Annotated in this window: 13 protein-coding genes; 1 reads left to right on the top strand and 12 read right to left on the bottom strand. The window is 49.8% G+C overall.

Annotation, left to right across the window (positions count from 1 at the left end; translation table 11 throughout):
• Positions 1-2: 2 nt before the first annotated feature.
• Together ACMHLI_RS19900 and ACMHLI_RS19895 are read right to left on the bottom strand one after the other, a co-directional pair.
• Positions 3-1,601, bottom strand: coding sequence for a tannase/feruloyl esterase family alpha/beta hydrolase (locus ACMHLI_RS19900; protein ID WP_413530972.1), 1,599 nt, complete (start codon positions 1,599-1,601; stop codon positions 3-5).
• Positions 1,602-2,052: 451 nt separating this feature from the next.
• Entirely contained in the window at positions 2,053-2,826 is a 774-nt protein-coding gene (locus ACMHLI_RS19895; protein ID WP_413530971.1) for an SDR family NAD(P)-dependent oxidoreductase, read from the bottom strand.
• Positions 2,827-2,982: 156 nt separating this feature from the next.
• On the opposite strand from ACMHLI_RS19895, the gene ACMHLI_RS19890 reads away from it, so the two are divergent.
• On the top strand, positions 2,983-3,891 hold the full coding sequence (locus ACMHLI_RS19890; protein WP_413530970.1) for a LysR substrate-binding domain-containing protein: 909 nt from the start codon (positions 2,983-2,985) through the stop codon (positions 3,889-3,891).
• Positions 3,892-4,085: 194 nt separating this feature from the next.
• Here ACMHLI_RS19890 and ovoA read toward each other — a convergent pair whose 3' ends face one another.
• From ovoA to ACMHLI_RS19840, 10 genes are all read right to left on the bottom strand, one after another.
• Positions 4,086-6,227 (bottom strand): 5-histidylcysteine sulfoxide synthase, encoded by a 2,142-nt coding sequence (ovoA, locus tag ACMHLI_RS19885; protein WP_413530969.1) that lies wholly within the window; start codon positions 6,225-6,227, stop codon positions 4,086-4,088.
• Positions 6,228-6,383: 156 nt separating this feature from the next.
• Positions 6,384-7,502: a tyrosine-type recombinase/integrase gene (locus ACMHLI_RS19880; RefSeq protein WP_413530968.1), complete on the bottom strand. Its 1,119-nt coding sequence runs from the start codon at positions 7,500-7,502 to the stop codon at positions 6,384-6,386.
• Between the two features lie 834 nt (positions 7,503-8,336).
• Positions 8,337-9,071 (bottom strand): 3-oxoacyl-ACP reductase FabG, encoded by a 735-nt coding sequence (gene fabG, locus ACMHLI_RS19875; RefSeq protein WP_413530967.1) that lies wholly within the window; start codon positions 9,069-9,071, stop codon positions 8,337-8,339.
• A gap of 3 nt (positions 9,072-9,074) precedes the next feature.
• On the bottom strand, positions 9,075-9,317 hold the full coding sequence (locus ACMHLI_RS19870; RefSeq protein ID WP_413530966.1) for an acyl carrier protein: 243 nt from the start codon (positions 9,315-9,317) through the stop codon (positions 9,075-9,077).
• A gap of 15 nt (positions 9,318-9,332) precedes the next feature.
• Entirely contained in the window at positions 9,333-10,100 is a 768-nt protein-coding gene (locus ACMHLI_RS19865) for a MaoC/PaaZ C-terminal domain-containing protein (RefSeq protein ID WP_413530965.1), read from the bottom strand.
• Positions 10,097-11,353: a beta-ketoacyl-[acyl-carrier-protein] synthase family protein gene (locus ACMHLI_RS19860; RefSeq protein ID WP_413530964.1), complete on the bottom strand. Its 1,257-nt coding sequence runs from the start codon at positions 11,351-11,353 to the stop codon at positions 10,097-10,099. Before ACMHLI_RS19860 ends, ACMHLI_RS19865 begins: the two co-directional genes overlap by 4 nt.
• Positions 11,353-12,747 carry a TolC family protein gene (locus ACMHLI_RS19855; RefSeq protein ID WP_413530963.1) on the bottom strand — a complete coding sequence of 465 codons (1,395 nt, stop codon included), beginning with the start codon at positions 12,745-12,747 and terminating at the stop codon, positions 11,353-11,355. Before ACMHLI_RS19855 ends, ACMHLI_RS19860 begins: the two co-directional genes overlap by 1 nt.
• A complete protein-coding gene (locus ACMHLI_RS19850; RefSeq protein WP_413530962.1) occupies positions 12,744-14,696 on the bottom strand; it encodes an ABC transporter permease in 1,953 nt (650 codons plus the stop codon). Before ACMHLI_RS19850 ends, ACMHLI_RS19855 begins: the two co-directional genes overlap by 4 nt.
• Complete coding sequence (locus ACMHLI_RS19845; protein WP_413531057.1) at positions 14,689-15,846, bottom strand: efflux RND transporter periplasmic adaptor subunit; 1,158 nt, start codon at positions 15,844-15,846, stop codon at positions 14,689-14,691. Before ACMHLI_RS19845 ends, ACMHLI_RS19850 begins: the two co-directional genes overlap by 8 nt.
• On the bottom strand, positions 15,846-17,966 hold the full coding sequence (locus tag ACMHLI_RS19840; protein WP_413531056.1) for a peptidase domain-containing ABC transporter: 2,121 nt from the start codon (positions 17,964-17,966) through the stop codon (positions 15,846-15,848). The genes ACMHLI_RS19845 and ACMHLI_RS19840 overlap by 1 nt, the downstream gene beginning before the upstream one ends.

Below are 17,966 nucleotides of genomic sequence, written 5' to 3'. Positions count from 1 at the left end.
AATTACTGCGTTACGCATTCGAAACTACTCGCCACGCGCGTATCACCCTGCCCTTTATATTTCGGGAACAGAGGATAATCGCACAGCGGCATTTCGCGCCCGGCGGTAGCTTTATTGGTGTCGATCATGACTTGCTGACCGGGGTCGATGCCGTGATCCACCCACTTGTCCAGCGTCCCGAGGGAATCCCAGCTCAGACGGAATGGCCCGCTGTAGTGCGTAAATCCGGGTGCCAGATAAAAACGCGCAAACTGGCGCAGCGCTTTTTCACCAAACTGTGTCTTAAGTCTGTCGTAATACGCGACGGTATTTCCCGGTGGCACGGCCATGTCAGCTGTACCGTGCAACATGAGCAGTTTGCCGCCATGCTGCACAAAAGCGCGAATATCCGCATCGTTGTTATCAACCTGAGCCGCCAGTTCCTGCAATCGCGCATTGTGCGCAGCCGGGTCGAAGGTCAGGGAATCGTAATCCGGCGAGCGCATCACTTCATACCGTACCGCCTGGTCGCCCATCATGTACGGAAAAGAGATGATCAGATTGGATGCTTCTGGATTGGGTTTATCGGCCCCGGAACCCAATACGCTGACTATCGAGGCAGCGTCGGCGCCCTGTAAAATTGGCCAGGGTGCGAAGCGGTCGCCGGTCGGCAGATTCACGCCCAGCGCCACCGGTTTGCTGAGCATCTGCACCAGCGACATTTGCTTATCTGAAAGGCACCCTGCGCCGTCATCTTTCCCATCCTTGCAACGCAGATGGGCGAGTTTAAAGGTCGCGTCGCAGGCTTTGACATTCGCCACGATGCCGTCGCTCAGGCCATCAAGTTTGTCGCATGCGCCCATCACGGCGTTGGCGATGAGTGCAGATTTCGCCGGAGAAATCCACGCGCCCGGTGTGTTGTAAACTGCCTGCCCGATGTGGATCCCTGCCATATGTAACTCGACGACGTTGTACACCGGATGGATGGCAATTGCGCCATCGTAGTCCAGCGGAAAACGTTGAATGGCGGCGAGCGCCTCGTGGCCCCCCTGCGAGTTACCCTGAAAATACAAGCGCGAAGGTTTGCGGCCGTAAGCTTGCTGAATCAGCGCGACGGCAACGTCATGGGTTTTCTTGATCTGCGCCCCGGCGAAGTTTTCCCAGGCTTCATCATTGAGCGAAAAGGAGGCATCGGAGACGCCGCCCTGATGGCCGGAGTCGCTGCCGAAAGTGGCGTAGCCCTGCTTCAATGCGCCGGGCGTTGCCGCAGGAGCCAGCCTTGCGGTGTCTACGCCTTTGATTGCGCCGTCAAAACCGCCCCCGCCGAGCTGCAACGCTTTGCCATTCCAGAGGAGCGGTAAATACAATTGAAATTGAATATCGGGGGCTTTCAGATCGACAGGTTTGATCTGACCTTCCAGCTTACAGTGCGGTTCGTTGGGCTGACCGGCCATTGCCACGGCGGTTATCACCGCGCCGCGCGTCGGCAATCCAATGCTGGCGGCATCAACGCGCGCAGTTTTAAGACCGACGCACTGCGCCTGCGTGAAAGCTTTTGGGGAGGCGGCGTTAGCGGCACAACAAATCAGCAGTAAGAAGCAGGTAAAAAGAGGAGCTTTCATCAGACAGCGTTCATTTCATCGAAGTTAATGCGGCAGTTTGTCACTAAACGTGGTGTGAAAAAAGGCCTGTATCTCTACTGGGTTTGGCGACAATGAATGATCAGAACGTCCATACCTTTTATTTAGTTACAACATTCTAAATGTTGCATTGAATAAAAAAACCGAGAACAACTTAACTTATGTGAATCGTTTCGTCTTTCAGTGGGCCACATTGAAAACGGAAAACATCCTACGCCAAGCCTGTTTTTTGTACAGCCTGCTATTCACTGTGCGTAATGCGCAGTATTTACCCTGTCCCAGTTTGAGGTTTGTTCTCCAGACATAATCCCCGCTCAGGTTGATATGTTCCCATCCCAGCGGGGACGATGGGTAATCAGTTACTCATTAATCGGGATATATTTCCCTCTCAAAGAAACTTTCCGGCAGCCTGTTACCGCTACCGGCATCAATATTAGTTACGACCAGCCATCACGCCGCCATCAATATCCCAAATCGCACCCGTCACCCAACTGGTTTTATCGGACAGCAGGAAAGCCACTGTTTCAGCAATATCACGCGGCGTGCCCACACGGTTAATTGGATGGAAACTGTTGAAGCTGTCCATGACGCCATGGACTTCTTCTTTCGGGATAAAGCCTTCGTAAATAGGTGTCTGCACTACCGCTGGCGATACCGCATTCACACGAATTCCGTTGCCGCCAAGCTCAATGGCCATGTTTTTGGTCAGTGCGTGCAGCCCGGCTTTCGCCATGGAATAAGCGGATGATGGTGTGGCACCAATCGCTTGTTGTGCCCACATTGAACCGATATTCACGATAGAACCTTTGATTCCCGAAGCCAGCATGTTTTTCACCACATCGCGGGTGATAAAGAACGTCGCGCGGTTGATACTCATATACATGTCGTAATCCGCTTCTTCATGCTCGCCAAAAGGTTTGGGGAAGAATACACCGGCCGCATTCACCAACAGGTCGATATCACGGTGTTCGGCATTCACTACGTCTATCACATGTTTCATACCATCGGTCGTCATCAAATCAGCGATGATGGTGGAAACCTGGCCCAGAGGTGCCAGCGCTTCACGTGCTTCTTCCGCTTTCTCCTGGCGATTACCTACCAACACCACGCTGCCACCTTGCTCCAGAACCACACGAGCTGTTTCCAGACCCATACCGCTTGTGCCGCCAACAACCAGAAGTTTTTTACCTGCGAATACGTTGCTCATGCTTATCTCCAGAATAAATTCTTTGTGAGTTGATACAGGGAAGAAGCTTGTCTCCCTGTCGATGAGCAAAGAATGCCAGTCCCGCTCGACGACCACGAACCATAAGAACTACACTTATGAGATAGATAAACTATCTCGTTAACTTAAAGAGGCTCGATGCGTATCCTGAACAGGCTGAAATGGTTGCAGGCTTTTGAGGCCACCGCCCGGCACGGCAGCTTTACGGGTGCTGCGAATGAACTTGGTGTGACGCCTGCGGCGGTAGGTCAACTCGTGCGGGCTTTAGAAGAATGGGTTGGGCATCCACTTTTGACACGTATCCGCTCGGGCAATGAACGCCTGACGCTGATTAACGAAGCGCAGGACGCACTCGACGACATTACGGTTGGCCTGGATAAACTCGAAAGCGGGCTAAAAAAACTACGTGGTAGGAAAGCGCGATCGGTGTTGGTTGTCACTGCATCGCAAGTATTGGTGATGAACTGGCTGATGCCGCGTCTTCATAAGTTTTCAGAACATAATGAGTTGATAGACGTGCGCCTGGACGTGGCGGACCGGCTTATCGATCTCAGCCATGGGGAAGCCGATATTGGTATTCGCTGCGGAACTGGTCATTGGAAAGGCTTAGTGGCCGACTGGATGATGGATGAGGAAGTGGTGATGATTTGCAGTCCTTCCGCATTGCCCGCCAATGAGCCTGCGAATGCGCAATGGTTGTTTGAGCAAAAACTGATTCAGGACGATACCCCGCACCCCGGCGCTAACTTCCCATCATGGGAAAGCGTGTTGCAAAAAGTGGGGCTCGAAAGCGTGCAGCAAACGCGTCTTCACATCAACTCCACCGCCACGGTGATTCAGGCGGCACTAAGTGGTCGGGGAGTTGTGCTAGTGCGCAAAGCCCTGGTGCAGCAGGATCTGAATATTGGCCGTCTGGTGCAGTTGTTCCCGGAAAACCGCTGGCCCATTAGCTGGTCATATTATGTGGTGAGTTCGAGCTCGTCACTGAAGCGGCCGGAAGTGAAAGCGTTTCATGACTGGATGTTGAGTGATGTACGAGTTAAATAGCTCTCTTTGCCCTCACACCATTCTTAACCTTCAACGAAATGGATCATCATCACATCCGTCGTATAAAAAACAGACTTAGCGTGGGATATTTTCCGTTTTCCAAGCGGCCTCCTTTCAAGGCAAAAGAGGCCAAAAAAAACGGCCACATTTGCGGCCGTTTCACCATTCGGTTACTGCATTGGTTGTTAAAGGATTTAGCGCTTACGCCAGAGTGTCAGTTCTGCAACAGTATGCTGGAATTTACGGGCAGTCTCCCTGATGACAAACGGCACGTTCTGAGGGCTCTGTACTTCTTCAAATTCGGCGGCCAGTAAACGTCGCAATGCCTGATGTGTGGTCACCGCTTCGCCATTTTCACGGAATCCACCAAGCCAGTTTTGCTTCGGCGTGTACTCTTCCTGCCAGGTATAAGGCGATGACAGCATCAGTAAACCGCCAGAACGAATCATTGGCGAAATATCTTTCAGGAAGCTCGCTGGTTCCCGCAAGCGATCCAGCAAGTTAGCGGCCAAAACCAGATCGTATAATTCGGCCTGAGGTTTGAGATTACAGGCATCGCCCTGTACGAAACTCACCCGTCCTGTTTGCTCCTGGGTGATATTTGCATCAGCCAGCACAGCCTGACAATAATCCACCAGCTCGCCCTCTTCCGGGATCACATACCGGCAGGCTTCACCTCGCGCCAGTGCCAGAGCCACATCGATAAAGCGGGCGGAATAATCCATCCCGACGACCGTATCGAAATGTCGTGCCAGTTCAAAACTGGCACGACCGGTAGCGCAGCCAATATCCAGCGCTCTACCCCTCGCAGAAACATGTTTTACCGCGATATCAACCAGCTGTGTCGCATAGTTTGGTACATCAAAATGGCGTGGGCCGTACTGAAAATCGAGATACTGCGCGACCAGTCCGTCGGTTTCATACGGATTCACCGTCTGAGTCTCCTGATGGCTGGACACCACATAGCGGAAACCGGCGTGCTGGAAGAAGTGACGGCGGAAAGCATAACGCGCAGATTTCAGCGCTTCATTACCGGTCGAAATCCAGCTACCGCCTTTGATCATCGAGTGTTTACCATCGAAGGTCGGCGTTGAGAAATCATCATATAAAGGATGAACGCGGAAACCGTTATAACCACCGATTGGCGTGGATGACCACTGCCATACGTTCCCCACCACATCGTAAAAATCGCCCTGCGCAAAATGATCCACCGGGCACGAAGACGCCCAGTATTCCAGATTGATATTACCCGGCGCCTTTTCCCAGTCAGGTTGATCCCCCGGTACCTGTTGACGCAGAATCATCCATTCGGCCTCTGTCGGCAACTGCACAGATTCACCGGTTTGTGCCGCTTTCCAGCGACAGAACGCCGCGGCTTCCAGCTGGTTCACTTCCGCTGGCCAGTCCCAGGGCATCGGCACTTCTTCTGTCATCAGGCGAAGTTTAAGTTGCTCAGGCTCGCGCAGCGAACCGACCCAAAATGTCGGCATTTCTGCCTGAGTAAAATCACGCCAGCCTGCCCCTTCGTCATCCCACCATTGTGTATCCTGATACCCCCCGGCAAGCAGAAAAGTATAAAACTCAGCATTACTCACCAACATCTTGCTGGCGCTAAATCCTTGAATTTTATGCTCAGATGAGCCGTATTCATTATCCCAGCCATAAGTATCATCGAGCTTGCCGAGTGTGACAACGTCACCTTTTACTGACACCATCTGGTTCTCAGGCACAGTTCTACGGTCAGACCTTGCGTCTTTGCACACTGGCCAATGTGGCTGAGTTTTTACCCATTCCACCGGTAACTGGCGGATCAGCACGCTGGAGGTTTCCAGATGGATACGCTCATGTTCGATGCCCATCAGAATCACCCACGCCGGACTGTTCCAGTCGATCGGCAAACTGAGCGGCATGGAATCAATAATGCCTAATACTTCCTCGCGCACCCTTTTACGGTATTCACGCAAGTTCGCCACGGACGGCCAGTTATAGTTTTGATCGTCGAGATCGTCCCAGCTCATTTCATCCACGCCAATCGCCAGCATCGATTCAATTTGTGAATCGATTCGCTGCGGCAATTGCCCCGCGGCCATCAGTTTATTAATGAAGAACGTGGCGGTGTGGCCAAAATAGAAAATCAGCGGATGACGCAGGGAAATCGCTTTGTTGTAATACGCCCTTTCATCAGCCAGACAGTCAAACAGGCTTTCATATAATTCCCAGGTCTGAATAAAGTATTTACGAATTTCATGACGTTTTTGCTCCGCCGTTCCGGTGCTCAGGAGGAGTGTTTTGGTCGCTTCTGGCAGCCCGATAGCGTGCGGTTGTTGTGGATGCATCGTTTATTCCTCAGTCTTCTGGCATTGCCAAATCAATCTACAAGTGTAGCAGCTCAGATCCGCTTTCCTGTTACGACGCATCTTTGCTGTGTGTTAGTTATTATTCTTTGACATTCTTACAACATAGTGAAAAAAACGTTATGACGCTAAAAGCAGTTAATTTTCCATATACAGCAGCGATATTTCAGGAATCTGCAAAATTTCGCCTTCATACTTATGCCGTAATGATAAGTAATCAGGCGCATTAATGATGCCCTCAATATTGTCAGAAAATGCGTCGAGCGCTTGTTTCATCTGCGGTAAATAGTCATGGGTATCATAAACGCGGTCGATTCCCTCCAACGAATGATTCATGATTTTACGGGCTACGTCGTTGGAGACATCCAATGCGGCAAGTTTTGAACGGGCGGTCCGGCGAAGATCCCGGGTGGTAAAGGGCGCGATACCCAGCCCGCGTTCAGCGCGCAGCATCCTGCGAATCACCTGAGTAATGGCCCCGCGAGATAACGGTTTTTGATTATCTTTCGGCGACGGAACCAGCCATGGCGTCTCTTTCGGGCTGGCGTCGATTAGCCTGTCGATGCAAATCCGCATCAATGGCGTCAGCGGCAAACTGTGATCGCGGGCAGATTTGTTGCGCGTGCCCTGCCGCCAGACATTAATCCGTAAATGAAACTCATCTTTACGCGCGCGGACGACTTCATCGGGGCGACGCGCAGTAATTAAACAAAGCCGCAGGGCCCAGCGACATTGCTCTGAAATATCCCACAGGTCTAATCCATGCCAGAAAATCCAGATTTCAGCGTCGGTTAATGTGCGTTCACGCGGCGGTGTATTTCGCCCGCCGACATCACGACGTTTCATCGCCCCGAGCGGCGAGTGCGGCAGATAGCCCTGAGTTTCCGCCCAGCTGAAAAATTGCTTACACAGCGCAAACACCCTTTTCGCCTCAGAAATTTTCCCGTCGGCCAGCAGTACGTTGAATAAACGGTTGAGCCGTAGCCGGGTGATTTTATTCAGCGGAACGTCCCCTATCACCGGCAGCACATGTTTCATGATCGAGGAGACGGCGATTTCCGGGCGACGGCGGGTCAGGACTAATGAAAGCCGGATCCACACTTTGATCACCTGTGCGACTGTCGCATTTCCTTCTTCATCGAAGTCATCCAGTTTTGCCAGCGGCGTGGCTTTGATTTGCTGAAGATAGGCCAGCACATGACGCCCCACATTTTCAGCGGCGAAATTGGTTTCGGTTGCAGATACAGCGTCATTCATCGGCAATATTTCACAGAAAAAAACAGGGCCGGCAGTTATAACAAGCCTGAAGTTCTTAGGCAAAAGATTTGTGACTCCAGACCTATTAAGTCTGGAGTCACAGTGGCAACGAAGTTTGAAAAATAAGGGGCTTAGCACAGGTCTTTTTACAGGCATTACTATGAAGGAGGACAGTGCGCAGCTTCATCCGAAAAAACAGGCGAGAAGGTGGGTCGATGCGGTTAAGTTCTTTCGTTAAATCATAAATCAAAAAATTTCAATTCAGACCGGGTGGTTCAGAACTGGCCGAAGTAATGATTATTGCGCGCTACGCCGTTCGGTAATCCAATCCTGCACTTCGATGGCAAAAGCAGATCGTGACATTGCCTTCGCAGCCGCAGATCCTCTGGCAAAATTTGTCTGATTCTATGCCGGTTATGGCGCTCCCGCATTTAGGGAGCACTGTTTTCATCTTAAATGACGGTCTTTGGGGTTTAAGTGTCATTGATGTAAAAAATCACGCTAAGGATATAATCCATTGTTTAAATTATAAATATAAGTGTTCTTACTGTAGTGGCACAGGGTATTGCAGATGGCGTTATTGAGGTTCCGAAGGAACATTAACGAACAAGAGTAGCAGGCGGGGAATTTCGGTGATTCCGGCTTCCCCCCATAAATGCGTGTTTTCATATAAAAGGATCAGCGCATGACCCTTTTTGGAATTTAAAATATACTCGCATACGAAATGACTAAAAAATGTACTTAGCGTACGTGTCCGTACGGATGGGTTTCAGACCCCAAGAACAGGCAATTACACAATTTTAATTGCAGTCTCAGCCCGCCTGAAGGAGAGCTTCAGGCCGAAATTCCTCCATCGATCACTAACTGCTGACCCGTCATATAACTGCTCGCTTCGCTGAGCAAAAAAGCCGTTGCCTTAGCAATCTCAATTGAACGCCCTAAGCGGCGAAGAGGGATCGCGTTTTTTAACGCTTTTTGCTCTGTTTCAGACATCATCGTAGTCATCTCCGTTTCAATCAATCCGGGTAACACGCAGTTTACCCTAATATTAAAACGGGCGACTTCGCGGGCTAATGATCGGGCCATTCCGACCATTCCGGCTTTTGTTGCTGAATAGGCAACCTGTCCTATATTCCCCTTCAGTGCAGAGAGCGAAGACATCATGACAATACTCCCTTCCCCCTGCCCCAGCATGGCGGGCAGCAATTGCTGATTCCAGTAAAATACCGAATTCAGATTGGTATCGATTACCGCTTGCCAGTCCTCAATCTCCTGCTTGAAATGCAATGCATCACGTGTAATACCTGCATTATGGACGATACCGAAAGGTGCGCCGCATTCTGCTAACAGCGTCTGTGCAAGATGTTTCACTTCCGCTGGTACGCTACCATCGCAACGATATCCACTGACTCTCCCGGTAAGATCACTGCATTCGGACTCCAGTAATTCGGCATGCTTCTGCTGAGTTTTCCAAGTAAAAACCACATCGTATTCCTGTGCAAGCTGCCGGACTACTGCCGCACCAATTCCACGGCTGCCCCCTGTCACTAAAATCCATTTCTTTTGCATCTTTTATGCTCTTTGCTCTTCCAGTGTCTGGCACATTTCACCGAGTGTCAGGTTGGGATTATTCACGAACATTTCCGCGCTTAACGTGAGATCAAATTCACGTTTAACCAGCACCATCAGTTCCACGTAGTCCAGGCTATCAAGTTTTAACTGATAGAGAGGCATGTCAGGTGTCAGCATGCCATCAGGCAGATCTTTTGCATCGCAAAGCATTTCACACACAATCGGGTAAACGTTGTTAGTCATAATCAGTTCCTGTTATCAAGGTTTAGCCATCGGTAATAATTTCAGTGTGATGGCGGTTGTTATCGGTGAATGAATAGCGTCGTAATGCCCCTGCATGGCAATCCGTACCACGAGTCCGTGTGCAAAATCGCCCATAATAAGCAGAGGTAACATGCGGTATTGGAAATTGTTTGCACCCGGGGCAGGCAAGAGATAGTGCCCGCTAAAAAAAATTTCATGATGCGTCTGAACCACAGGCGTTGCTCTGAAAATATCAGCGAGCGTCGTAGCATTAAGGTCGGGTAATTTACCCTTTATCGCCGGGAGTATTTCCGGCGATTGAACAATCAGGCGGAACAATACCGCATCAAGAAACGACCATTCATAGATGTTTTTTATGAACGGATACTCCTGTCGCATTTTCAAAATATCATCAGGTGTGAGATGCCCATCAGCGGACTCTGGTTGAACGATTGGAGGCGCGATCTGTTCCAGTTTCCCGGAGAAGCAGCATAAACCTGTTGCACTTTCAATCAGTTGACTTTGATTTTGGGTTTTAGCTATCTGATAGTGCGTATGGCATTTCACCGGATGCCGCAGACGGGCAATAAAACGATAATAAGCCTCAGTTCCCTGTGAGAAGTCCTGATGGTCTTTGATATCCAGTAAAGCACGCATCCCATGTACAGTCAGACCTCCCAGCCCCATCGCTTGCGCTTTTTTTAGATCAAAATGGATGGGATTGTAGTCACCGGAAAACGTGGCCCATTGAGAAGCATCCTGCTGGGTGTATATCAGCGTCACAGATCACCCCGGCTAATGATCAAAGCCGCGTTCGCTCCACCAAAACCAAAGCTCAGGTTCAGAGTATGAAATACGGATTTCTCACGATGACCTTCGGCAATAAAGTCCAGATCGCATAAAGGATCAGGCACCCGTAAATGACAGGTTGAAGGAAGCCGTTGATGCTGTATGGTTTGCAGGCAAATGATGGTTTCAAAGCTCCCGGCCGCCGCAATGAGATGGCCCGAATAGCCTTTCGTACTTGATACCGGAATAGAATAAGCGTCATCGCCCAACGCCATTTTGATCGACTCTGTTTCATTACGATCATTCAGCTGAGTGGACGTGCCATGCGCATTAATGTAATCAATATCCTGAGCGCGTAAATTTGCCTGTGTTAATGCCGTCTGAATCGTTTTTATACGTGCCAGTTTATCTTCAGCCGGTGCAGTGAAATCTACCGCGTCAGAAAAGTTACCATAGCCGCTTATTTCCCCTAATATCACTGCGCCCCGGCTCAGCGCAGATTCCCGCTCCTCAAGACACACAACGGCCGCGCCCTCAGATAGCACAAACCCATTACGTTCCCGACTGAACGGACAGCTAGCCTTGATGGGATCGTGTTCTTCACGTGTTAGCGCTTTTAAGACATCAATATTCCAGATAGCCGTATCACTGCGTAATGATTCCGCCCCACCGGCCAAAATCATCTCAGCCCTTCCGCTTTGGATGGCCTCAAAAGCATCACCAATGGCCATGGTACCTGTGGCACAAGCCGCAACGGGCGTGTTCTGGTAACCACGTAGCCCCCAAAATTGGCTGCATGCCGCAGTGGCCACATTGTGCATCGAGAAAAAGCAGCCAAAAGGCGAACCTACCCCTGAAGATTTATACTGATCATGGAAAGCCAGCGTCTCATCCAGCCCACCCCACCCAGTTCCGACAATGGCTCCGCACCGGAGAGGATCATAAAATTCATTGGCAGCTTTATCGCCAAAAGCCATCTCCATCGCTTCACGGGCGGCAATCATTGCCAGATGTGCAAAGCGGGGCAAGCGACGACGAATGACAGCTGGCAAAAATGTCACATCCAGAGGCTGATCAACCAAGCCATAAAAACGCGACTTGATCCCCGCTGAATGTTTTTCAATGAACCGGTAACCGTTCCTGTCATCCATTATTGCCTGCCAGCTCTCTTGTGCCGTCATGCCGAGCGGGGTAACTGCACCGTAACCAGTAATGACGACTCTCCGTGGCGATTGTTTCTTATTCATCAGGTAAATTCCTTTGCTGAAGGCAATTCCGGGATGGCTTCTCCCCCCATAGCCAGCCAGAGTTGCATCGTAGAATTGAGGTAATTGTATTGAATATCAGATAACTGGTTTTCAACGGTCAGGAGGTTGTTCTGAGCATCAAGCCAGGTTTGTATGGATACCGCTCCGGCGAGATACTGACTTTTTGCCAGCGCTAATCGATGCTGACTTAACGTCAGAGAGAGCAACGCATTTTCCCGCTGCTGCGTCCATTTCTGCCGCTGTGTGAGTGATTTTTCGACATCAGACAGCGCGATATACACCGTCTTCTGGAAGAGGGAAGCCGCGACTTTTACATCTAGTTTTGAACGTGCAATCGTCAGTTGCACTGTATTCCATTGCACAAAGGGCAAAGCGACACTGCTACCCACAGCCCGCATAGGATCGGCAAACCATTGGCTAAATACACTGCTCCCTACACTTAACGCAGCGCTTAACGAGAGTGTCGGATAAAAGTTCAACGCCGCGACATCCGAACCGGCAAGGGCGGCACGCAGATCTCGTTCGGCGGACTGCACATCAGGCCTGTGAGCAATGACCTCAACGGGCAGATCAGCCTTCAGTGTAATGGATTGTGTTAAATCGAGGGCGTCGCGTTCCGGTAACCGCATTGAAGGTGGCCTGTTGAACAAAATCGCGAGAGCATTCCTTGCCTCTTCACGCTGCTGAACCAAGTCCTTCAGACTATTTTCTTGATCCAACACCGACTGGGTGGCCTGTAGCACATCCAGTTGGCTAACTGCGCCAGCGGCGAATCGTGACTTTGTGATCGCCTCCGTCTCTTTAGCCAGCCCCAGACTACGGTCTGAATTAACCACCTTTTGGTTAAACCCGGCTATCTGCCAGTAGTACTGAGCCGTATTGCCGATGAGGATCAACGCCGTGTTCTGTCGATCCAATTCGGATGCCTCGGCCTGCCAGGCTGACTGTTCACGCGTGCGTGCCAGCTTTCCCCACAGATCAACCTCATAACTTAAATTAACCGAAGAACTGTAGTTTTCACTTGATTCCGTATTGCGCCGGATATTCTTGTTATTGTTCGTACTGCCCAAGACGCTGACATCGGGCGTCAGGTTAGTATCTGAAAGGTGGCTGTCCAGCCACGCCTGTTGCAGGCGAAACCCCGCGATGGCTAAATCGTTGTTACGGATAAGAACATCGTCAATCGCCTGTGACAGTTGTGGATCACTAAAGACTGTCCACCAGTGATGGGAATGCACAAACCAGTCGGAGCCTGATTCCTGCGTACTCCACTGCGTCGGGATTGTTAACTCTGGACGCTTATAGTCTGTTTTCATCAGCGAACCACAGCCCGTTAACGCCAGAGCCACCAAGGTAACATGCAGGATCTTCATTCTCTCGCCAGAGCCTCTGTCGGATTTAAGTGAGCGGCATTACGCGCAGGGAAAAAGCCAAATCCAAGTCCCATCAGGGCAGAGAAACAGCAAGAGAACAAAATGGGTAACAACGTGAACAGCAACGTAAATCTGTTGGTGAACAGGGCGAATGCACTCCCTGCCAGGATTGCCAGCAAAATGCCAATCATGGAACCCAACAGGCAAATGACCACTGACTCCACAAGGAACTGCCGCAAAATATCTTGCTCACGCGCTCCTACTGCTAAACGGATGCCAATTTCGTGCGTGCGTTCCGTGACAGAAACCAACATGATATTCATCACGCCTATGCCACCGACGATCAGCGAAATACCGGCGATGGTGGCCACTAAAAGAGTCAAAGAGTCCGAGGTTTTCTTTACCGCGCTCACCATCGTGTCATCCGTCTGGATGAAAAAATCTCGACGACCGTGTGCTATATCGAGTAAGTGCTCAACCTGTTGTTGAGCAGAGTTCAATGCCAGCCCGTCTTTTACCTGTAATTCAATCAAGTTAAGCGCAACCTGCCCCTCCAGGCGGTCTTGCAACGTGGTGTAGGGTATCCAGCCCTGGAGCCCCCCCCTCGAGGCTTGCACGCCGTTCACATCCATTACGCCAATCACGACAAAAGGCACGCCACTTAACTGAACCATTTCCCCGACAGGGTGACTGTTATCGGGAAATAAACTCTTCGCGGTTTGGCTGTCGACCACAAGCCCAGTAGACCGTTCTGCCAAATCATCAGGGGTAAAATGCCTGCCCATTACTAAGGCCATGCGGTGAATCGCAAAATAGTCCTGGTCAACTCCATGCAACTCGAGAAAAACATTCTGATCGTTTGCTAACGCACTGACCGACGTGTTCACTACAGGTGAGACATTTTGGGTGAAGGTCTGATGTTGCAACAGGTCGACATCACGTGCAGAAAGGCTAAAAGCAAAATCAGGACGGAGATCGCTCCAGCTCAGTCCGGGGTGTATTGAGAGTGATTTCACGCCAAGGTCGCTGATATCGTGCAAAATTTTCTGCTTAGCGCCATTACCCACCGCCATCGAAACAATGACGGACACTACGCCGATAATCATACCGAGCATTGAAAGCAGAGTGCGAACACGATGTCCGTGCAATGCCTGCCAGGCCATGGAGATCGAATCTTGAAGACTTTGCAACCGCTGAGGCCGTCCGGTTGTGGTGGCAACGTGTAAATGAGGTAAAGATTGCCTTACGCAATTTACGGGGTTGGCTACTCGATCACCGACGATTTGCCCCTCTTTTATCTCGATGATACGTTCTGCCTGGCTGGCGATAAGGGGATCATGTGTGACGAGAATGATGGTCTGCCCGGCCTGATGAAGGCTATGCAGTATCGTCATCAGTTCTTTTCCTCTTTCGGCATCCAGGGCACCGGTGGGTTCATCGGCGAGGATAATATCAGCGCCGTTCATCAATGCCCGGGCAATACTGACACGCTGTTGCTGCCCCCCGGATAACTGTGAAGGTCTATGGAGCATTTTTTCGGCAAGCCCAAGGCGAGTCAGTAAATTGCTGGATCGTTCACGTTGCTCATCCTTCGTCATGCTGGTGTAACGTGCAGGCACCGCGACATTATCCTGTGCGCTGAGGTAAGGCATAAGATGATAACGCTGGAAAATAAAACCTATGTGTTGGCTTCGCAGTGCTGCAAGCTGATTGCTGCACGCTTTAGTCGTCTCAACGCCGGCGACATGAATCTCCCCGCTGCTAGGTTGATCCAGGCAACCCAGCAGATTCATCAGCGATGATTTTCCCGAGCCTGAAGGACCAACAATGGCCACCATTTCTCCGCGCTTTATCTCCAGCGAAATATTTTTCAGTACATGCACCGGCATATCGCCAGAAATAAATGTCCGATTCACATTCACCAGTCGGAACGCTGCCTGACTAGTCATTGTTAGTACTCTCAACAGCGACTGATGGGAGCTGAACAGACTGCCCCTCCATAAGACCGGATTTCACTTCAGCAAAGAGGTTATCACGCGTACCAATTTCAATTTTACGGGAAACACGCTGATTGCCTTCGATGAGTGTGACGAGATAACGCCCTTGCGCGTCCCTTTCCTGCAGTGCGGAAAGGGGAATTCGCAGCACGTCCTTCGCTTCTTTCACCACAATGGAAACTTGCGCAGTCATGGAGGTTTTTAGCAAATGCTCAGCGTTTGGCACCTCGAATACCCCGCTATAATAAATCGCGGTGGCTTGCTGCGAATTGTTGGACGTCTCTGCGTTACTACTCAGTACGCTATCTGGCGCATTTTGAATCTCGCCCATCACGCTGTTATAGAGGTGTTCGGGTTGGGCCAGAACATAAAACCACAGAGGTTGACCTGATTTGACTTTGAGGATATCGGCTTCTGAAATACGCGTCTGAATGCGCATCACACTTAGATCAGCCAGCACCATAATTGTTGGCGCCATTTGAGAGGAGACGATAGTCTGTCCTTCCTGAGTGACGATGCCTAATACTTCGCCATCCATTGGCGAGAGCAGCCTCGTATAACCCACATTGGCTCTGGCCGTTTCCACCGCCATTTCGGCCTGAACTATCTGGGCCTTATTCATTTTTATCTGTTCTGTTTGCGAATCATACTGAGACTGCACTAGTTCAAAATCGCTGTTTATACCGGAACCTTCCTTTAACATAACTTTCTGGCGACGTAACGCGAGCCGATATTGTTTAAGCAAAACCTGTGATGATTGTAATTGCGCGCGCGCGCTGGCAAGTTCCGCCTCTGATTTGCGCAATTCATTTTGTTGTAACACCGGATCGATTTCTGCGAGCAGTTGGCCTGTCTTAACTTTGTCACCCTGATGCACATAGAGCTTTTTTAATTGACCATTAACCTGTGCGCCAATGTTGACCTGCCGGACAGGTTTCAGTGTCCCGGTGGTAATCACCGTCGCCAGGATATTTCCACGGGTTATCTTTTCAACCTCCCCGGTAGGAATAGCACGAGGTTGCGAGTTAAAAATAAAATAAGCGCTCCCAAGTGCCACGAACAACATGACCACACCGCAAATAACGGCCCTTTTGGATTTCATCACGGGCACAGTTCCGCAGGCGTAGAGGTATGACTGATCAGCCCGCCCTGTTCAATACGACAAACCCGGTCAAACAAAGGCAAAATCGTTTTACTGTGGGTCACGACGATCAGCGTTTTATCTTCGTTCCGGCAATGGGTTATCAGGGCCTGAGCAACAATCAACGCTGTTTCGTCATCGAGATTCGCAGTTGGCTCATCCAGAATCATTACCGGTCTGCGGCTGTACATCGCCCGAGCGAGCAATAAGCGCTGACGTTGTCCCAGCGAAAGGCCGGTGTAACTTTCACGGATCTTCGCCATTATCCCGCCAGGGAGTTTGTCTACGATGCCTGCCATATCTAATGCCTGAAGTAATCCGGACATATACTCCAGTTGGCTTCTGTCTACATTCGGCTCAAAAAGGTTGATATTTTCTGCAACCGAAGCATTAAAAAGAATATCCTCCTGGCTGAGTAAATAAAAAAGCGAACTGGCCGCCGCCGCAGTGGCTGAGGAACCATCAATCTTGATCTCTCCAGATTCAGGTACGAGTGCCCCTGAAATAACCTTTATTAAGGTACTTTTACCCGCGCCTGAACTGCCTGTGATGGCCAGCATTTGTCCTTTCGACATACAGAGTGAAACATTATCTAACGCTGTATTCACGCTGTCGTAGCGGAAAGAAATATTGCTGTAATTCAGCGAATGTCCGAATGTTGTGATCACTCGACTGGCTTCTGGCTCGCTAACATGTTCGGTTATGGAGGGAAAAATATCTTCTGCACGATTATCAATAACCTGAAGCTGGTTTTTCTGAATAATGGAGTAGAAAATCTTTGTAATATAAGAAGAGAATATCTGGCGAACAAAACTATAAGCAAAAAAATCCCCCAGAGAAAGCCTGCCATCTTTAAGTAATGGCAACGCCAGCAACATAAAGAAGACCATTTCCAGGCTGCCTACCAGTTGGTAAATGCTGTTCTTCACTTGCTCATATATGCTCTTATCACGTAAACAGCTAAATAGAGACCTGGTGAACCTGGCAAATCCTTTTTTACGCAACTCCACCAGCCCTGAGGATTTAATCGTGCTAAAACCCTGGATTGTCTCCAGAATAAATTCATTCTGCTCTGCGGTCCTGACTTGTACCATTTGCGTATAAAAACGGTCACGATAAATCGCCCAGATACTCACTAGCCCCATGGCCGTTACGCCTGCAAAAGAGACTAATGCCAGCGTCATATTCATATAAACCAGAACGCTAAACGCCAGCAAGCCCACGACCCAATCCGTTCTTAATCCATTATCCAGCTCTATTTTTCGCCCGGCAGCGGCTTCCCATGCGGTAAAACGACTAAATATATCTCCCGGTGCGCGACGCTCAAAAAAGCGCAGTGGATTGCTTAACAGGCGGGAAAAACCCGAAGTGCTATTCAAAAAGGAAAATTGCTTGATAAATCGCTCAGTCACCCAGCGGACAAATAATGCAAGCATCGTAGAAATCACAAAGACGAGTAAAAACAGCCCGTAAGGAAACTCGTTTTGCCCTACCGAGGTGTACGCCTTATTTATTGCCTGACTTACCATCATCGGCATAATAAAAAGCGTTAAGGAGATTAAAAACGCCAACATCATCAAGGTATAAATACCTTTGATCTTGGCTGTTTGACGTAAACTCATGCAGGATAGAAATGAGCTTCTTCCTGATGTGCTTTTACCTTTAGCCTGATGACTTGTGTATTCTTCATCAATAACTAAAGCATAGCCGCTAATATCGCGCTTCAGTGCATCAAACGTCAAAAATTGCTGACCAGTGCCTGGGTTCATAACACAAACATGGCACCCTTTACGGTAGGATAATATTACATAATGCCCGGCACCATAATGTAAAATGCAAGGTAAAGGAAGTGCACTGAGTTCGTCAAATTCAAATAACACGGGATATGTTGGAATGTCTAACCCCGTCAGGATATCACCCAATTTATCCAGAGACATACCATGTGCAGAAATAGGGTATTCTTCACGTAATTTAGCCAATGAAGTTTCAACCCCCTGAGATTCTGCCAACATGGCAACGCAAGCAAGCCCACACTCATTGATTTCGCTTTGGAATACCATTTTCGGTATAGAGTTATTCAT

The sequence above is a fragment of the Rahnella inusitata genome, assembly GCF_965118895.1.
Classification (GTDB): domain Bacteria; phylum Pseudomonadota; class Gammaproteobacteria; order Enterobacterales; family Enterobacteriaceae; genus Rahnella; species Rahnella inusitata_A.
This window is presented reverse-complemented; position numbering and strand designations above follow the sequence as displayed.

Bases quoted from the DNA above. Each gene is read 5' to 3' on its own strand.
- ACMHLI_RS19890 (WP_413530970.1), top strand. From the start codon at position 2,983: ATGCGTATCCTGAACAGGCTGAAATGGTTGCAGGCTTTTGAGGCCACC.
- ACMHLI_RS19855 (WP_413530963.1), bottom strand. From the start codon at position 12,747: ATGAAGATCCTGCATGTTACCTTGGTGGCTCTGGCGTTAACGGGCTGT.
- ACMHLI_RS19840 (WP_413531056.1), bottom strand. From the start codon at position 17,966: ATGAATAACTCTATACCGAAAATGGTATTCCAAAGCGAAATCAATGAG.
- fabG (WP_413530967.1), bottom strand. From the start codon at position 9,071: ATGCAAAAGAAATGGATTTTAGTGACAGGGGGCAGCCGTGGAATTGGT.
- ACMHLI_RS19845 (WP_413531057.1), bottom strand. From the start codon at position 15,846: ATGAAATCCAAAAGGGCCGTTATTTGCGGTGTGGTCATGTTGTTCGTG.
- ACMHLI_RS19900 (WP_413530972.1), bottom strand. From the start codon at position 1,601: ATGAAAGCTCCTCTTTTTACCTGCTTCTTACTGCTGATTTGTTGTGCC.
- ACMHLI_RS19870 (WP_413530966.1), bottom strand. From the start codon at position 9,317: ATGACTAACAACGTTTACCCGATTGTGTGTGAAATGCTTTGCGATGCA.
- ACMHLI_RS19860 (WP_413530964.1), bottom strand. From the start codon at position 11,353: ATGAATAAGAAACAATCGCCACGGAGAGTCGTCATTACTGGTTACGGT.
- ACMHLI_RS19880 (WP_413530968.1), bottom strand. From the start codon at position 7,502: ATGAATGACGCTGTATCTGCAACCGAAACCAATTTCGCCGCTGAAAAT.
- ACMHLI_RS19850 (WP_413530962.1), bottom strand. From the start codon at position 14,696: ATGACTAGTCAGGCAGCGTTCCGACTGGTGAATGTGAATCGGACATTT.
- ovoA (WP_413530969.1), bottom strand. From the start codon at position 6,227: ATGCATCCACAACAACCGCACGCTATCGGGCTGCCAGAAGCGACCAAA.
- ACMHLI_RS19895 (WP_413530971.1), bottom strand. From the start codon at position 2,826: ATGAGCAACGTATTCGCAGGTAAAAAACTTCTGGTTGTTGGCGGCACA.